This is a genomic window from Leptospira alexanderi serovar Manhao 3 str. L 60 (genome assembly GCF_000243815.2).
GTDB classification, from domain to species: domain Bacteria; phylum Spirochaetota; class Leptospiria; order Leptospirales; family Leptospiraceae; genus Leptospira; species Leptospira alexanderi.
Genome location: NZ_AHMT02000044.1, coordinates 66,278 through 83,301, shown reverse-complemented (window position 1 = coordinate 83,301; position 17,024 = coordinate 66,278). Strand labels below are relative to the sequence as shown.

Here is a 17,024-nt window from a genome sequence, read left to right as displayed (position 1 = left end):
GTATATTCCGATACTTTAAAGGAATATGCTCCTTTACTTAAAATTGGAAGGACTCTTAATCACCTTTTTGAAGTTCGGCACGGCAGTCTCTGCCGCCGGATTTTATTGGTTTTTTTATCGCAACACGTACTACCATCCAAATCGAAAGAGTTTCGATTTTTCGGCGATCTTTTGCGGAATTTTAACCGTGGGGTTGGCAATCTTTCCGGAAATATTAGTAAAACAGTATATAGACGAAAACTCTTATTTCGAAAGAGCCTTCCAAGGTAGTTCTCTTTTGGAGGAAGTTCCGAAACTGATCGTCATCCTTTGGTATTTCAAAGGACTGAAAACGGTTTATAACACTTCCGACGGAATCTATTTCGGGCTTACATTGGGCGCCTCTTTCGGACTTCTGGAGAATTTTCTCTACGCTCCGATTCTGGACTTTTGGCCCTTGTTTTTAAGGGCGGTTACTTCCCTGCCGATTCATACGTTTACCGGAGGAATTTACGGTTTTGCGACGATGCAATACTATCATTCCAGGCCCTCTTCGTTTGATTTTTTGGGAATCCTTTATAGTCTGTTCGGATGTTTTCTGTTGCACGGAACGTTTAATTATATTTTGCTTATAAACGGGAATTTTATGATTTTACTTCCGTTTATTCTTGCGGCGGGGTTTTTTGTTTTGGAATATCTACTCACAATTTCCCAAAACATCCTTCCGATCGAAGTTCTGCAAGCGATCGGATTGTTTAGTGACGATTATCAAGTGATTTCCAGATTTACACGTTACGATTCGTGGATGCGTTCCAGTCAAAGTCGGAACAACCAAAAGGTCGAACCGATTCCTTTGTTTCGACAACTTTCCAAAGGAAAAATTTTCGTATCCGTTTTTCTTTTATTAATTCCATCTTTATTATATTCTATTTATTTAAATTTTCCGGAAAAAATCCCTCTTCTTCTCGGGGGAATTCGTACTTCCGAGTTTATCGGACTTTTTTTGATTTATCCAATCTGGCTCAGTATCTTGATTCTTTTTAGGGGAATTTTCAATCCTAAATTCTTTCGGGAAAGGGTTCTCAAAATTCCCTTGTTTATCGCTGTATCTATCGTTCAAGAGGAAAGGGAATATTATTCCTTGGCGTATTCTCTTTCTAGGAAGGGATTCTATTCTCCGATCGAAAAGACACTGAACATAGGAGACCGTGTTTACGTGACTTTTTACGTGGCGGGTAAAGAATTTCCTGAGATTCTTGCGATTCCCGTTTGGTTGAACGTGAGAGAAGGTGATCCTGAGTTTGAATCCGGTGCCGTTTTTATTTTTGTGAATCCGCCTTGGAAACTTCTTTTTTGGAGATCATTGGTGCGGGTGAAACAACAATTTCAGAATCTGATTCATCAAATTGTACATCCGGTCGGTTCATCTCACTCGGTTTAGACCGTCGAAGTCTTCCGCAAAAATACCGAATTCTTTTACATGGATTCCAAAAAAAGAATCAGAAAGAATTTCCGCCTTCAAATATTTGGCGTTGTCCGGAACGGTTAAACCAACCGTGCTTGCGTTCGTAAATAAAGGCAAGGTTTTGGATTGGATTTCGATCCAGTCCGGTCCGAGAAAGGACCAACGGACATAGATCTTATCATTCTTGGAAAGTTTTTTCTCTTGAGGAATAAAGGCTTTCAGATGTATCGGAGCCCTACTCGCTAAAACCCAGGTTGCACCGGAGGAAAATTCGTGATAACGAATCCCGTTTTGAATCAGGTTTTGCCTTTTAGCCATAATTTGATAGGACTTTAATTCCGCATAACGGAACTCGGGTCCGCGTAGATTCGGTGCAATCCCGATCAAAGTATAAGACAGAGAAAAAGAACCGAGAAGTAATACGAAAAGGTTGAATCCTGCTACGACAGCTTTGTGCAATTGTCTTGTTTGAGGGAAAGAGGACGTAACGAGCCAAAGACAGAAAAAAGCGGCCGTTCCGTTACTTCCAATCCAAGGCATGAAGAAGATCGATATCGGCAGAAGTAGAATCAGAATTTTCCAATGATCGCGTAACGCAATTTCCAAGCCGATCCATGTTAAGAAAACGAGAATTAGAAAGATCCCTCCGTCATGTAATAAAAAAAGAAAGGAAGGGAGTCCGAGTTCTCGAATTCCTCCAGGTGGCACTGGATTTGTGGATCTGGAGTCGATCCAATTGAGGACAAAACTTCCGGCGCCATTACCTATCCAAATTGATTGTTTGGCCCAGTTCCACGCGGATCTGGTTTGGATCCATCCCTCTCCCCAATAAAGATCCAAGAAACGAGCAAGATTGCCGTTGGGACCACGATAACTTTTAGTCCAAGTTTGATAAAGTTCCTGCCAGGATTCAAATGACCAAGAAAATGATCCCATCCATAAGATCAAAATCGTAAAAACGATCCATACAATCGTACAAACCGGAATGTACGATAATTTCCACCAACGGTTTCGGATTTTAGAAAAAGCTGTAACGGAATATCCGTATATCAAAAGGGCAAAAAATAAGATCCAAGAACCTGCGCTGAAATGTTTTCCTAAAACGAAAAAAGGAAGAACAAGCCCTAAGCTCAAAACGATCTTCGTGTGGGAACGCCAGCTTCTGGAATGAAGATAATAAAAGAAATACGCAATTAAAAGAGGGAAAAACCAATTGAGAGAACCGGTATCCGCAAAAAAACCGGAAACAGAATAAGAGGCGCCGATCATAGGAGTGAAGGGAATTACAGAATGTACGGTGATTCCTTGAATTAAGAATAGTATAATATTTAAAAATACTCCCGCAAAAAGTCCCTGTCTCCAATACTTAACGGGGGAATCGCTTTCGTGAGAGGATGATTCCTCTGCAAGAAAATAAAGAACGGCGAGCATCCAGGAACCGAGAAAGTCCAGGCTAAGACCGAACGCGTATCTCGAACTGATTCCCGGCAAATAAACGGTATCTAAAATACCGAAACCTTTGAACGGAGGCGCATTGAAATAAACGAAAAATCGTTCCAAAAGAAGCAGTGTGAGAAAAATTAAAATTCCAGTTTTAGGATTTTGATGGAATGATAAAGATGATTTGTAAGGCCGATTGATATAAAAAAAACGGAATATAGGGTCCTCTTCGTTTACCGTTTGTGTATGAAAAGTGGAAATATACTGTCTCAAAAAAATTCCGAAAGTCGCTCCTGCAAAAAGCCCACTTAAAGAGCCGAACATTGCGGTTTTATCATAGAGTAGTCCCGGTAAAATAAGAGCCCCCGCCATCGTGAACATTCTTCCGGGTTTGCGATGGTAGAGATTAGGTATAAATCCGAAAAGAAATTGAATCGTTCCGATAACGATAACCCCTGCTCCTTCCGTTTCTCTAACGAAAAGAAAACTTCGGAACAAAAGGTAAGAAAGGACAGAACAAAGAATGAGTCCGAAAAACGTAGGGGTACGAAGGAGTTTTAGTCTATTGAATAATCCAGACACGAATAAAGAGGATTTTGGAAAAGATTCAGATTTCAATCGAAAAATGACTGAAAATACGGCTCCCGAGAAATCGGAGATTCTCTTCTTTTTTCAAAAAGCAGTATAACTTAGATGATGAATAGGGGCGAGAAAAGAATTGAGGTTCAGTCGTCCATCGAATCCATATCGGATGGAATTTTATATGTGCCTGTAAGGTTTCCCGCGTTATTGCTCTTTCTGGAAAAACCCTTACTTTTCGAAAGAGTTTCCGCGTATTCTACGGTATAGCGGGTCCAAGGAATCGCTTTAAGACGTGCGATCGGGATTTTTTTGCCTGTTCCTTCGCAAACTCCGTAAGTACCATCTTCGATTTTTTCTAATGCGGCATCGATTTCGCGGATCGTTTCTATCTCCGCTTCGGAAAGAACGGAACTCAAAGTTTCTTCGTTAATTTCGGACGCGATGTCCGCAATGTCTCCCATTTCTTTGAGACCGGAAGGCCTACTGTTATCTTCCCAATGGGCGTATTTTTCCAGGAGAGCATTTTTTTTCTCGTGGAGGAGCTCGGCGATTTCTTGAAGAGCTTTTTTATCGTATGCCGGAGCTGTTTTTTTTGCAGTCATCCTAGTACCTAGAAACCTTAGACCTTGGTTTCCTTGTATTCGGTGTGTTTTCTACAAAATTTGCAGAACTTTTTAGTGACCAATTTTTCCGTTTTAGCCTTTTTGTTCTTGGTGAGAAAATAGGTGCTTCTTCCCTTGGAACAGCCTGGTTCCTGACAAACGAGCTTGATAATTTCTCTCATGGCGCTAATGTCCCGATTTCAATAAATTTCTCTCAGTAGACGGAATAACCCGCATTTTCAAGTCCAACTTCTCTGAAAATTTGAAAATTAGGCTTAAAAAAGCCCTACCGGAGGTTGTTCATTGTGCTAGAAAATGGGAAAGGGCTTAAAAATCAAGGAGGATTAAAGAAAATTCCCGAAAAAGAAAGAGTTTTTTGAATGAGTAGAGCGAATCAACCCCACAGGTTGAAAAGGATTTTGAAATAAGAAAGATCGAAAAGGGATTTTTGTGGGAGTTCCCACGTTTCAAGTGATTAGATTTTAGGACTTTACATACACAAATAGACTTTCTTCTTCTATGATTCGTTCTCGTAAAAGAGTTGAATGATAGATATCTTCTTGTTCTATTTTTCAATGACAATCGGAATATCGAATCCCCTTGTTTTGTGCCGTTGTTTCCACTGAAATCGATTCGGTCTTTAAGAGTTCTCGCAAATCGGGGACCGTGTTTTTTTCGCAGGTCCAATTTGCGGTGTTTGTTTGAACGTTCAGATTTCCGCATCCTCCTATAAAACTCAGATTGCGCCAAACCAAAACCTCCAGGTTTTGAAACGGAATCCGTTGTGGTGTTCTTTTAGGGGCGGGGATGATTCCGATCTTGAAGGAATTTTTCCCTTGAAAATGATAAAACCATTCGTATTCCATAATGTTCGAATTTCCTTCGATTACGATCGTATCCGGAATCGATCCCAAAGTTAAGGAAAATGTAACGTTAGTCTCGTTATCCTGCACGTTTCCAGAAATCAGATCGAGATAGCCTACTTCCGGTCCGGGAGTATTTAAAAAACCGGCTTTGACGTCTCCGTTCGTATCGGTAAAACTCCAAGGGTTTGTATAAGTTTGCGGAGAACACGGCAAACCCGCAGTGGTTAAAAGTAAATACAATACGTAGTTTTCAGCGATCGGTTCTGCGAACTTACTACCGGTACAATCCGACAAACAAAAGAGAATCAGACTTTGAAATAGTATTTTTCGAATCACTGACGACTCCAAGGACAGATCGGATATGCGGAGCCGGTTTGATACGCACAAGTGATTCCTCTTAAAAACGTTCCGTTTTTGATATTTTGTGTGAGATCGATCAGGTCGACGCTGAAGTTCAAATCGTTCTTGCAAGCCGCGCTGGTCGCCGGGATCAATGCAAGTTCCGCTTCTACGCCGTTCAATTGTGACAATTCCTGAGAGTTGAGCAATCGGGAAAATCCTCCCGCGACAAAAGGGTTTGTTTCCAACCCGAGATCCTTACAAGTCTTTTGATTGGTAAATTGAAATTGCGATTCTACATTGGCTCCGTCGAATCCGAAAAAGTCCTTCCATAACATGGACGCAGGTGTTTGCAAGTTGGAGTATTTTACGAATAAGGGCGCGGTTCCCGCCGCACAATTCGGAAAGTTAATGCTGATGAACGTAAGATCGTCCCTTCTATTTTGTAGAACCGTAGAGGTTTTGATATTATTGAAGAAATCGAAATTACACGATTCCTTTTCGACTTCGTAACAAGTTGTGATCGTTCCGCTTGCGATCCTAGTATTGACGAGACAGGCCTTGAGTTCGGGCATTTCCCATTTCGGAATTGTCTGCAATTGATTTTGAACGAGCGTCAGTTGCAAACTCGGATTGGATTCATTTTCTTGAATACAATCAAATAGGAATATACAAATCCAGAACCCGCTCAGTAAAGCTCGTTTTCGGAAATTTACCAACATTTTCCGGTAAATATGCAGATCAAAATTAGAATGTCGATCGGCGTAGGTTGAACTTCTACGTCTTGAGGAGGTTCTTCTTCGGGCAATGGTATTACAACCGTATCGTCTCCTGGAATCGAGACCGCTCCGTTGTAATGCGGCGGTCCGTTTTTAAGAGAGTTATGCCAATCGAGTTCCACTACTTTTGCCGATAACGCTCCCGCCCAAACCGTGTAGCCAATGTAGTTCAAATGTCCAATCTGATCCTGATATAACCAAGGATTGGCCACCCAACAATGGCCGAACTCAAAACAATCCCTCTGACGTATAAAAAGATGATACATAGGTAAGAAACGGACCTTTCCGTATTTTCCGTTCACTTCTTGCGCTGCTTGTTCAATGGCGCCTTGGGAAAAATACATTCCTAAACTAGTCACCATACTGACATTATTTTTAATCGTATGCAACCAAAGCCAATACCAGTCGTCTTGCATAGTGGGCGACGTACCCGCATTTTTGATTTGTACTCTAAGTATATCCAATTCCTCTACTCCGGTTTGAATTTCGAGATTGGCGATAACGCCGTTGTATGCTTCTTTGATATAAAGGATGGATTCCACAAACTCCGTATGCAATTGATCCAAGTCGATGGGTATATGAAGCAGCGCGAGCCATCCGACGGGTGGTAAGAGCGCTAATACGGCCGCCTCCTCTTCTTCACGCATCGCTTTCTTTTGTTCCGCTTGGAGTTGACTCATGTTATAACTGAAACCCCCGTTCGGTTGGGTTGTCATCGGTGCGAAGTATTGATTCGTATTTCCTAATGTAGGGCTATAGGATAGATTGGGAAAGTTTCCCATGACGAGAACGTCTTTGTTACGTCTCGGGTTTCTCAATTGATAGAGAATGGATTTGGTATTGTGAGCGACCCGTTCTACCACGGAGCTGAACTTCCAAGGCATGACGGTCAAAAGGAGCGCGTTGTGCCAGAAATCGTTTCCTCCGATTTCAAATGATACGTTAGGCGCCGTTTTGAAATTAATACGTCGTTCGTAGCTATCTGCGCATTTGGAAATCAATTCATACATGTCATATGTAGTATATCCTCCGATGGCCAGATTTTGTACGTTCCATTCCACACCAAAGTTCATGAGGGTCAGATATTTATCCCAACCGAAATGCCCATAAGCGGGTTCGTCCACAAAGTCTCCCAAGCTGTCTCCATACAAGGTAAGAAAGGTCTTATTGGGTTCAAAGGACTCCAGATTGTTATCATCGAATTGTGTGTTGCAATTGTTATCAATAAAATATTTAACTGTATGATTTGCATCCGGAAACCAAAATTTGAAGGCGTTTTTGTCTGCAAAGAGTGGTATATTCAATAGTAGAAATGTGATTAGCCATAGTATTTTCTGTAAGTAATTTATTCTTAACATTTTCTAACTCCTTTAATATCAATGAGCATTCTTTGGATCTGGCGACATTGGTGTTGTAAAAATTATTGTTCCGGATTTGGATATTACTTTAAGTTTTGTAAAAAAATTAGAACGTTTAACAGGAAAAGGTGGAGTTCTTAATCTAACGTAAATTGTTTCTATTTGACCTGAAAGATTAGAATCTCCTGAAGCACGATATTCGAAAGAGTCATTGCCGCATTCCGGAGTCGTAAGTTTAACTTCTTGCCCTGGATTTTCTTGAATTACAAAGGTGAATAATCTTTCTTCCCCCGCCGGAGCCGATTGTTGAAACCTCGCCCTATTATCAAAAAGATACGTGTCTCCTTCTTCCATAAATCTCGTATATGTTCCGGGTTCTAAGATAGGAATTTGATCCGTTGGCGGACAAAATTGGTTGAGATCGAGATTGGGAAGAATAAAGAAAAACGCATATTCTCGAATGAATTCGTTGTAATAATCGCCGTTTGGAGTTCTCTCCGAGCTGCTGCAGCGGAGGTTGAAACAAACAAAGAGGATTGTGAGAAATATTTGTTTTAGCATGAGACTCTCCGAGATATTAAGTTTCTAGTATGTAATTGCACGTTCCATTCCACACCAAAGTTCATCAAGGTAAGGAACTTATCCCAACCGAAATGCCCGTAAGCGGGTTCGTCCACAAAGTCTCCTAAGCTATCCCCATACAAGGTAAGAAAGGTTTTTGTAGGTTCAAAGGACTCCGGATTGTTATCATCGAATTGTGTGTTGCAATCTGTATCTTCAACTAGATATTTTACAGTGTGATTTGCATCCGGAAACCAAAACTTGAAACTGTTTTTATCTGCGAAAATAGGAAAACTACATAATAAAAGTATAATGATCGAAAAATATTTTCTAGCGTAATTTATTCTTCTCATGATTTTTTCTCCGTAAAGATTATTTACCTTGGTGGATCTTGTGCAAAGGGAGTAGTAAAAGTTATTGTCCCTGAACCAAAGATGGCTGTGAATTTAGTAAAAAAATTAGAACGTTTCACTGACAGAGGTGGAACAGCTAATCCTATATAAATATTTTCTAATTTACCTGATTGACCCGAATCTTGCTTGGCGCGATATTCATACGAGCTATTTCCGCATTCGGGACTCGTTAATTTAATTTCTTGCCCTGGGTTTTCTTGTATCCTAAATGTAAAATATTCATAAGAACCGCCCGTGTATATTCCGTTCAACCTCGCCCTATTATCAAAAATGTACGTATCTCCTTCTGCCATATATCTCGTATATGTTCCGGGTTCTAAGATAGGAATTTGATCCGTTGGCGGACAAAATTGATTGAGATCGAGATTGGGAAGTATAAAGAAAATCGCATATTCTCGAATGAATTCGTTGTAATAATCGCCGTTTGGAGTTCTCTCCGAGCTGCTGCAGCGGAGGTTGAAACAAACAAAGAGGATTGTGAGAAATATTTGTTTTAGCATGAGACTTCTTTTGGAATATTCATCTTTTAAAATGTGTTTGGATGATACGCGGATCATAAGGATTTCACTCCGCGTTTGATAAGTTCCAAATTGACCTTTTGTCGAATTGCGACCGCCTTTTCGCGCGCCATGACTAAAAAAGAAATAGGAACTCCGTCCGAAGTATTTCCGTAATCGATTATAAATCGAATCATAACCAAACTCAGAGTAAAGTTTTCCCGAACTTTGACGAGTTGAGGAACCGTCATGTTCGGTAGATCGTTTTCCACCTTGCCGTAGAAAACGTCAGCCGCCTGACTTTCTTGAAGTAGAATTTGTTGTTCGGTTCCGTAGGTAGGCGTCGGATAGGATTGACCTTTCAGTTCTGCTTCCACTTTCGCTTCCAATTCGGTGTCGGTTAACGGTCTATTGAAAAGCACGTCTCTCGAAGCCATGGAGGACTCCTTTACGAATTTTTGATCCAGTTGGTCGTTCTCGTTCATCAAACGAAAGGCTTCTTCGATAGCAAGACGTTCGTTATCCGAAATTGCGGGTAACGTTGATAGGATGGAGTCTGCAGGAGGAGTCTGAATTCCCAAATCGGCAGGAGTATAGGGGGTTACGTTGGAAGCGAAAAGAGGCGGCACTTTACCGGAATTCGATTTTATACAATCGGCGAATGCGGCCAAAAGAATTATAAAAACGGAATATTTAATGATTTTAGATTGGTTTTTGTTCATGTTTTATTTCCTCAAAAAGTTTGTGTGATTCCAAATTGAACCGTGGAAATTCCGGAAAGGGGCGATTTAAGGTCGAATGCCTCGCCGACGGATTTTAATTCTCTGCCTTGAATTTGTAGGTCTTTGTAGTTTTCGTTTCTGCCGAAACGAACGTAGGCTTTGATCGTCGTGAACATGAAAAAGCCTATCGTAACCGCCGCGACGGCTTGGTATCTTGTATAAGAATTTTGGAATGTTTCTTTTTCCCTACGGTCAAATCCGGAATAGGCGTTTTTCAGGGATTGATTTTGCCGGTTTGCATCCGCGTAAGCCGCGGCGGTGAGGAGCAAAAGTCCGACCTTGATCCAGAATGTATAGGAATCTTCAAACTGTCCGCTCGTTGCGACGTCTTCCCGAGGAAAGCCTCTCCACTGAGTGTCCGCGGAAGCGTTCCAATAAAGAAAGGATTCCCAGGCGCTTCGAAACGAAGACGAGTTCTTTATCTTTTTGTAATATTCTTCGGATATAAAATCGGTGACTTGGTCTTTCGGAATTTTTTTACCGATCTTGGAATTTCGGATAAAGTAAAAGTCCCGGAATTCGCTAACTTCTCCCGACAATCCCGGCCCGTTATTCAAAAGAAGAACTCCGTTGCGAAATGTGGAACCGTTCTGATTTTCCGAAAATAAACTCGCGGTCGTACAACCTACAAGTAGAATAGAAACAATTCGAGCTGCGTTTTTCAAAACCATCGAACAGCCTCGGCATCCACTTTCGCTTCTTTTTGACGATTACCGATTTTCTCTTGAAACAGAATCCATTTCTTTCCGTTTTCTTTGCGGGTCGTATAAGAAAAGAATTGGATTTTTTTGCCCTTCAGAAAGTCGGGCGGATGCGGGAGAATTTCCGCGGTTGAAAGTAATTCTTTTTTGTTCGAATTCTCGCAGCCGGATTTTACGCCAACTTGCACGGCTTCGGTCGGAATTTTTTGAAAGATTTTGTAGGCAAATAAGAAATTACAGAGGATTGAAATCCCCAATAAAATCAGAAAAACTCTTTCCTTTCTTTTCATAGTTTATGTTAAAATAACGTTATTTTAACATAATTCTGACTTTCGTTTTTTAATTCAAATAATTTAACACAATTTATATTAAATTATAATTTGGATCTAAAATAAAACAATTGGCATTTTTGTAACTTTTAATTCTATAATAACGTGAGTTCGGCATAAGGAGGAAAAAAGAGAAAAATCTTGTACAGAAAAGCGCCAGATCACATATTGAACCAAATTTCCAGCAAGAAAAGGGTTAAATATGGATCTGGCAGAGATATTTTGTGCCATAGACGATTATTGTACACAACAAAAAATAAACTGGAACGTGAAAATATTGAGTCCGGTAGTTCGAAAAAGAAACCGAAAATTTCAGTTAAGCCTGAGTGAAGTAGCAACGATTGTTGTCTGTTTTCATCTTTCTCATTATAGAGAATTTAAAAATTATTATCTGATAGAAATAAAAAAGAATTTAAAATCGGAATTTCCAAAAGCGGTAAGTTACAATCGTTTTGTTGAACTGATGCCTAACGCGTTATCTGTCATAGCTTCGTTTCTATCAAATTCTTGTCTGGGAAAATGTTCCGGAATATCGTTCATTGATTCTACGATTCTTTGGAGTATGCGACAACAGAAGAATCCATTCTCATAAGAACCTGTCCAGTCTACGATTTTTTCTTACGGAAAAAACCGGAACTGAACAGAACCTTGCAGCTTGATCTTTCTGATAAAGTAAAGTAAAATAAAGTTTTGGGATGCGCTGTAAACTTTTCGGAGATAGAGGTTATATCAGTCAATTCTTTGTTTGAAAGTCTTTATGAAAAAGGAATTCAACTCATTACAAAACTTAAAAAGAATATGAAAAATAAATTAATGCCCTTAGTTGATAAAATTCTTTTAAGAAAAAGAGCTATCATTGAATCCGTAAATGATGAACTTAAAAATATTTGTCAGATTCAACATACTAGACATCGAAGCTTTTTCAATTGGGCTGTTAATTTATTAAGTGGGTTAGTCGCATTTTCATTTTTTCCAAAAAAACCTTCTTTGAATTTGAGATCCAAAGACAATTTACAACTTTTACTCTCTCCTTAGGCCGAACTCACGTTATAATATGAATATTTTAGCAAAACAGATCATAAGAATGTCCTGCCAAATGTCGGAATTCCCATAACCCTTCAGAGGTTAAGAAAGTTCTAAATTTACGTTTTATAGATTCGTGGAATTGAATCGTGGGTTTGGAAAGAAACGGGTTATTCTTCCGGAGTTCGTTTTCTCCAGAATGCTGCAAGTAAACTTCCGATCAGAGAATGCACGAGACTGGAAATCGCCGCTGGGATTGCAACCAACGGGTCCTGAAAATTATTTCTGGAAAGAACAACTCCCAAGCCTGAGTTCTGCATCCCTACTTCGATTGAGATCGTTCGGGATGTTTTTTGTTTTCGGATGAATAACCAGGATAAAAAGTAGCCGAACAAAAAGCCTGAAACGTGTAGGCTGACTACTGCGGCGATCAGGATTTCCGCAGATCGGAGAATTTTATCTCTGCCCGCTCCTAAGATGGAGGCAACGATCATCGTGATCAGTAAAACGGCGACGAAAGGAGATACGGTCTGAATTTTTTTGGAAATTTTTGGAAGATAAAAATTGAGCAAAATTCCAAGTACCGTCGGTAAAATGACGACTTGAAACGTGTCCAAAAACAGTCCGCTCACGGAGGCTTCGACGCCTTTACCGATTAAAAGGAGGGTAAGTAACGGAGTCATAAAAACGGAAAGAATTGTCGAGGATGCGGTCATGGATACGGAAAGGGCCAGATCTCCCTTTGCAAGATAGGAAATAACATTAGACGCAACACCGCCAGGACAACAAGAAACGACGATGAGTCCTGTCGCTAAAGGAGCTGGCAGATCGAATAAGATTCCGATTCCCCAGCCGGAAAGCGGCATCACAGTGTACTGTAGAATGACTCCCAAAAAAACGGGAATCGGTGTCTGAAAGACGTTTCGAAAGTCTTGTGGTAAGAGTGTGATTCCCATACCGAGCATCGTAAAACCAAGACCGTAAGTAATCCAAATTCCGGTAAACCAGGTAAACCATTCAGGAAAGAAAAAAGAAAGAATTGATCCGGTTAAAACCCAGATCGGAAATAACAATGTGCCGATTTCTCCGATTTTTTGTAGTTTGTTTCTCACCAAATTTTGATTACAACTTTTCCTAAAATCTAAGTTTTCTATTAATCTTCGAACGCTGAGACAGTTACATCAGAGTTGTTGAAAAATTCCATAGTGGGGTTTAACAAAATTGCCCCAATCGTCCGTTTCAGTGAAACAGAAGGAAAATTAATTTTTCAACAAACTCTATTATATTTCAAGTCGTTTGGTAAACTTAGAATTTTGTTTCGGAACTCAGTTTCACACTTTTTATTATGACTTTATATGCAAGTGCCTGAAAGAGGATTGTCGTACTTCCGACGACTGTTTTATTTTCAAACCCAGGTAATTTTTGAGTGAAATTATGCTCTCTTGGTTTTGTTTAACGCGGAAAAGAACTGAGTAATTCCACAACTCGATCCAGTTGGTCCTTGCGGTTATAGATATGCGGAGAAAATCTTACTTTCCCGAGGCGCAGAGCACACATTACTCCGTTCCTCTTTAGATAAGAAACAAGTTCTTCCATAGGAACTCCTTCCTTATATCCCACCACGATTCCAGTTCGATTGTCGGGGAAATGATCGAGTTCTATTTGAAATCCGATGTTTTTCATTCCTTCGGAAAGATAATCCGCGAGTTCATAAATTCTTTCCATGACGGAATGAAATCCTATTTTCTGAAGCATTTCGAGTGTGGATTGAAAATATACCCAATCGATAAAATTTCCGGTAGAAATTTCATACCGATCTGCTCCGGATTTTAGTTCGGCGCGATAAGGTAAGTAAACCTCGTCGTTGACTACGGAGCTTGTTCCTTTAAACGGAAACGCAAGCGTATCAATTTTATCTTGTTGGATGTACAACATTCCCAAACCGAGAGGGCCTAAAAGCCATTTCCAAGCGGGGAAAGCGATGTATTTTAATTTCATCTTTTTAACATCAACCGGAACCAATCCTATTCCTTGAGCGCCATCTAAAACGAACTCAATCCCTCTAGAATCTAAAAAAGTCCCGATCTCTTCCAAGGGGAACGGCATTCCAGTGCACCAATGAACTGCGGAAAGAGCCACAACTCTGGTTTTGGAGCTGACGGAAGATTTCAGATTTTCTAAAAACTGATCCGGGGTAAAAGCCATCGGAATGTATCCGATCTTAACTCCTTTTTCTTTCCAGTGTTCCCAAGGATAAATATTGCTCGGATATTCGTTCTCTAAGAGCAGAATTTCATCTCCGTTTTTCAAATGAAAACCCAAAGAAAAAAAATTCATCCCTTCATTCGTGTTGTGGATGATACAAAGTTCTTCCGCATCGCAATTGATGAGTCCCGCCACGATCTTTCGAATCGATTGTTTTACGGAAGCATATTTACGTACTTCCGTTAGGCCTCCTTTTCTAGAGTAACCTTCCAAGTATTCCCCGACCGCCTGGATTGTATGTACATTGCAAGGAGTTGTCCCGCAATTGTTCAACCAGATCATCTCCTGATTTACGGGATAGAGATCTTGGATTTCTTTCCAATCGATGATCGCGGTGGGCTGCATTACCTTTTTTTCTTAGCCTTTGCCGCCGACTTTTTTTTAGGCGTCGTTTTTTTGGAGAAACTTTTTTGGCTGCGCTTTTTTTCACTGCCTTTTTCGGTTTTGCAGGCGTTTTCTTGGCTGTCGCTTTTTTCTTAGGAGCGGCTTTTTTGGCTATTGGTTTACTTGCAACTTTCTTCTTAGAAGCCGCTTTTTTTGCACTCGTTACGGCAGGTTTGGCTGTTGTAGCCGGTTTTGAAGAAGTTGTAGGTTTCGTTGTAGCGGTCTTTGCAACCGGAGTCGAAGCAGCAGGTTTCGCAATCGGAGGAGCTACAACCTTCGGTTTTTTCGGAGTTTTTTCGGATTTAGACTCCGCCTTAGCCACTTCTTCCGCTTGTTCGTCCCAAAAAAAAGTTCCCTGACCCGATCCGGATTGATCCAATCCGTTCAGCTCAGTTTCCAGAAGAGATTGATAGTTTTGATTGTAGTCTTTCAATTTCGTGAAAAGAGATTTGATGTTCACGTCTTCGAATTTGTTTGCGAGTTTTTCATAGAAAGAAACGCTATTCTCCGCTTCTCGAATCGCAAGTTCAAGAGCTTCGTGTGCGTCTTTGGTTCCCGGACCTGCGATTGTCCTTTCCACCTTATTCATCAATTTTTGAAGAGTCGAATCGTGGAACTTATGGATTGCGGTGAGTTGTTTGAGGTTCGGGAGTTCGGATCCTTCCGCTTGCTCGTACAATTCCGTAATAAATTTGATATGATCGTCCACTTCCTCTGCTAGTCTTTCAAAAAGTTCCTTGGTATCTCCGGGAGGAAGTTTTTCATACGTACTCATATAAAATTCGAAATAATCTTTTTCGTGCTGAATCGCCGCCGCGACCGCTTCTAAAAATGTGGTTTCTTTTAAAGGTTTAATATTCATGATAAGATTCCTCCCGATTTTCTTTGCTATCTTAGTTACATTACCGACCGAATCAATAATTATTTAATTTTCTGCCATAGATTCATAGATGAGAAACTGCGCCGCATAGTAAGTCGACATGATCCAAACTCCGATCCAAGGAATCGGAATCGTCGTAAATTTATTCATCGCAATGAAACTATCGGATAAGATAAAAAGTAAAGAGCCCACTAAGGATTTCCGGAATGCTAAACTGGAACATTCCCTAGACGCCGCTCTCCAACCCATTGTACAAATCGCGATCATATAAACCGCGACCGGAACGTAAAGAGAAACCCCGAGCCCGGAAAAAATCCAGGTGTAAAAGAAAATTCCAAATGCAAAGAACGGAATGGATCGGACAATATTTACCGGATTTCCGATCGAGAATCCAATCGAATATAAGATCTGAGTCATGAGAAAGGACCCAAGCCCGAACACAAAATAATTTCCAGGAAGAGCTAAAAAAGCGTCTCCGAATAAGGAAAAAATCAGACCCGCGAAAATAAATTTTCCAGCTTTGTCCCTCCAATTGCCTTTGAAGAAAGAGAGAAAAATCAAAATGAGAATAGGTAGGATTTTACTTCCGAGTTTGAAAACGACTTCATCGGGAACAAAATACAAAACTAACAAATGAGTAATAGAAGCGATGGAAAATAAGACAGGAATCATATGGGACCTCTTTATGGGAATTGGGATTGTAATTTTGTAAAGAGACGGTACTTTTGTCATCTAAGAATCGTACAAACAAAGAGGGAATATGGGGCATTGGAGTTCTGGGGAATTGATCTTAGCCGTTGTTTTTACTGTGGTTTTAGGTCTTCTCGTCTATCTGGATCTTTTTGTTCTTAACAAAAAAGCCCACAAAATTCCTTTCAAAGAATCGATTTATTGGTCTTTTTTTTGGTTCAGCCTTGCGATTTCTTTCGGTATTTTCATCTACGTTATGAATCAATCGCCCGACGATCCGACTTTGGGAAAAACCAAAGCCCTTGAATTTATCACCGGTTATTTTCTAGAATATTCTCTTTCCGTGGATAATCTTTTCGTCTTTATCATGGTCTTTCAGAAATTTCGGATAACGCCTCAATATCAACCTTTGATTTTAAAATGGGGAATTATCGGAGCTTTGTTCTTCCGTGCAATTATGATCTTCATCGGAGCGGAATTGGTTTCTCAGTTCGATTGGATCCTATATCTTTTCGGGATTTTTCTTCTATACACCGCGATGAAAATGTTCACTCACCGTGAACAAGAGGATTTTCATCCGGAATCTTCTCTTGTAGTCAAACTTGCGAAGAAGATTCTTCCGATGACTCGGAGCCATTACCCAGAAAAATTCGTTGTTTTAGAACACGGGAGATATTTATTCACTTCCACATTCATTACCCTTTTGATCGTGGAATTCAGCGACATCATGTTCGCTCTCGATTCGATTCCCGCTGTTTTTTCGATCACTACGGATGCGTTTATCGTTTATACTTCCAATATCTTTGCTATCCTCGGGCTTCGTTCTCTCTACTTTATGCTTTCAGGTGTGATGGAGCTTTTCATTTTTCTCAAACGGGGAGTTTCAATTCTTCTCGCGTTCGTGGGAATCAAACTTCTGCTTCCTCTTTTTTCTCCCTATGTTTTCGGGTATGCAATTCACATTCCGATTTTAGTTTCTCTGGGAATCATTTTGGGAACGTTGGTTATTTCAATTTTGGCTTCGGTTCCCCATTACCTCAAAATCAAAAACGGAACTTAAAAGCGGGTTTTTGACTTTACACCGGAGTC

16 protein-coding genes and 3 pseudogenes are annotated in these 17,024 nt (G+C 40.3%); 3 read left to right on the top strand and 16 right to left on the bottom strand.

The genetic code is table 11. From position 1 onward, the window contains the following. Nucleotides 1-25: 25 nt before the first annotated feature. Nucleotides 26-1,420: a PrsW family glutamic-type intramembrane protease gene (locus LEP1GSC062_RS13920; RefSeq protein WP_020984599.1), complete on the top strand. Its 1,395-nt coding sequence runs from the start codon at nucleotides 26-28 to the stop codon at nucleotides 1,418-1,420. Here LEP1GSC062_RS13920 and LEP1GSC062_RS24040 read toward each other — a convergent pair. The 12 genes and pseudogenes from LEP1GSC062_RS24040 to LEP1GSC062_RS13860 all read right to left on the bottom strand — a co-directional run bounded on the left by LEP1GSC062_RS24040 (nucleotide 1,403) and on the right by LEP1GSC062_RS13860 (nucleotide 10,654). Beyond that, nucleotides 1,403-3,502 carry a hypothetical protein gene (locus LEP1GSC062_RS24040; RefSeq protein ID WP_139357262.1) on the bottom strand — a complete coding sequence of 700 codons (2,100 nt, stop codon included), beginning with the start codon at nucleotides 3,500-3,502 and terminating at the stop codon, nucleotides 1,403-1,405. The genes LEP1GSC062_RS13920 and LEP1GSC062_RS24040 overlap by 18 nt on opposite strands. Nucleotides 3,503-3,609: 107 nt before the next feature. Continuing rightward, nucleotides 3,610-4,068, bottom strand: a complete 459-nt coding sequence (locus tag LEP1GSC062_RS13910; RefSeq protein ID WP_004495182.1) for a TraR/DksA family transcriptional regulator — start codon at nucleotides 4,066-4,068, stop codon at nucleotides 3,610-3,612. Nucleotides 4,069-4,085: 17 nt separating this feature from the next. Then, entirely contained in the window at nucleotides 4,086-4,250 is a 165-nt protein-coding gene (rpmG, locus tag LEP1GSC062_RS13905; protein ID WP_002722197.1) for a 50S ribosomal protein L33, read from the bottom strand. Between the two features lie 390 nt (nucleotides 4,251-4,640). Then, complete coding sequence (locus LEP1GSC062_RS13900; RefSeq protein ID WP_010579227.1) at nucleotides 4,641-5,270, bottom strand: hypothetical protein; 630 nt, start codon at nucleotides 5,268-5,270, stop codon at nucleotides 4,641-4,643. Further along, the gene (locus LEP1GSC062_RS13895; RefSeq protein WP_039942146.1) at nucleotides 5,267-5,995 is read right to left on the bottom strand and encodes an LA_1694 family PerA/PerB upregulated protein; all 729 of its coding nucleotides are present in this window, start codon (nucleotides 5,993-5,995) and stop codon (nucleotides 5,267-5,269) included. The genes LEP1GSC062_RS13900 and LEP1GSC062_RS13895 overlap by 4 nt, the downstream gene beginning before the upstream one ends. Continuing rightward, entirely contained in the window at nucleotides 5,986-7,410 is a 1,425-nt protein-coding gene (locus LEP1GSC062_RS13890; RefSeq protein ID WP_039942144.1) for an LIC10707 family hydrolase, read from the bottom strand. Before LEP1GSC062_RS13890 ends, LEP1GSC062_RS13895 begins: the two co-directional genes overlap by 10 nt. An 18-nt stretch (nucleotides 7,411-7,428) precedes the next feature. Then, nucleotides 7,429-7,971: an LIC_10705 family lipoprotein gene (locus LEP1GSC062_RS13885; RefSeq protein ID WP_020984573.1), complete on the bottom strand. Its 543-nt coding sequence runs from the start codon at nucleotides 7,969-7,971 to the stop codon at nucleotides 7,429-7,431. 35 nt (nucleotides 7,972-8,006) lie between these two features. Further along, nucleotides 8,007-8,324, bottom strand: a pseudogene (locus tag LEP1GSC062_RS13880) (hypothetical protein); the annotation flags it as partial. Between the two features lie 23 nt (nucleotides 8,325-8,347). Then, entirely contained in the window at nucleotides 8,348-8,941 is a 594-nt protein-coding gene (locus tag LEP1GSC062_RS13875) for an LIC_10705 family lipoprotein (RefSeq protein WP_010579222.1), read from the bottom strand. Continuing rightward, nucleotides 8,938-9,603, bottom strand: a complete 666-nt coding sequence (locus LEP1GSC062_RS13870) for an LA_3478 family PerA/PerB upregulated protein (RefSeq protein ID WP_010579221.1) — start codon at nucleotides 9,601-9,603, stop codon at nucleotides 8,938-8,940. The genes LEP1GSC062_RS13875 and LEP1GSC062_RS13870 overlap by 4 nt, the downstream gene beginning before the upstream one ends. Nucleotides 9,604-9,614: 11 nt before the next feature. After that, on the bottom strand, nucleotides 9,615-10,334 hold the full coding sequence (locus LEP1GSC062_RS13865; RefSeq protein ID WP_010579220.1) for a hypothetical protein: 720 nt from the start codon (nucleotides 10,332-10,334) through the stop codon (nucleotides 9,615-9,617). Then, nucleotides 10,325-10,654, bottom strand: a complete 330-nt coding sequence (locus LEP1GSC062_RS13860) for a hypothetical protein (RefSeq protein ID WP_010579219.1) — start codon at nucleotides 10,652-10,654, stop codon at nucleotides 10,325-10,327. The genes LEP1GSC062_RS13865 and LEP1GSC062_RS13860 overlap by 10 nt, the downstream gene beginning before the upstream one ends. A gap of 241 nt (nucleotides 10,655-10,895) precedes the next feature. Between LEP1GSC062_RS13860 and LEP1GSC062_RS25905 the strand changes: the two are divergent. Next, a pseudogene (locus tag LEP1GSC062_RS25905) lies at nucleotides 10,896-11,728 on the top strand (transposase). A gap of 158 nt (nucleotides 11,729-11,886) precedes the next feature. Here the strand turns inward: LEP1GSC062_RS25905 and LEP1GSC062_RS13845 are convergent. The 4 genes and pseudogenes from LEP1GSC062_RS13845 to LEP1GSC062_RS13830 form a co-directional block, all read right to left on the bottom strand. Further along, on the bottom strand, nucleotides 11,887-12,828 hold the full coding sequence (locus LEP1GSC062_RS13845; RefSeq protein ID WP_176091471.1) for a bile acid:sodium symporter family protein: 942 nt from the start codon (nucleotides 12,826-12,828) through the stop codon (nucleotides 11,887-11,889). A gap of 340 nt (nucleotides 12,829-13,168) precedes the next feature. Then, on the bottom strand, nucleotides 13,169-14,326 hold the full coding sequence (locus LEP1GSC062_RS13840) for an aminotransferase class V-fold PLP-dependent enzyme (RefSeq protein ID WP_010579216.1): 1,158 nt from the start codon (nucleotides 14,324-14,326) through the stop codon (nucleotides 13,169-13,171). Then, nucleotides 14,326-15,227 (bottom strand): annotated as a pseudogene (locus tag LEP1GSC062_RS13835) (ferritin-like domain-containing protein). Before LEP1GSC062_RS13835 ends, LEP1GSC062_RS13840 begins: the two are co-directional and overlap by 1 nt. 63 nt (nucleotides 15,228-15,290) lie before the next feature. Beyond that, nucleotides 15,291-15,917: a lysoplasmalogenase gene (locus tag LEP1GSC062_RS13830; RefSeq protein WP_010579215.1), complete on the bottom strand. Its 627-nt coding sequence runs from the start codon at nucleotides 15,915-15,917 to the stop codon at nucleotides 15,291-15,293. An 88-nt stretch (nucleotides 15,918-16,005) separates the two neighbouring features. Here LEP1GSC062_RS13830 and LEP1GSC062_RS13825 point away from each other — a divergent pair, with 88 nt between their 5' ends. Further along, complete coding sequence (locus tag LEP1GSC062_RS13825; RefSeq protein ID WP_039942141.1) at nucleotides 16,006-16,995, top strand: TerC family protein; 990 nt, start codon at nucleotides 16,006-16,008, stop codon at nucleotides 16,993-16,995. The last annotated feature ends 29 nt before the right edge of the window (nucleotides 16,996-17,024 follow it).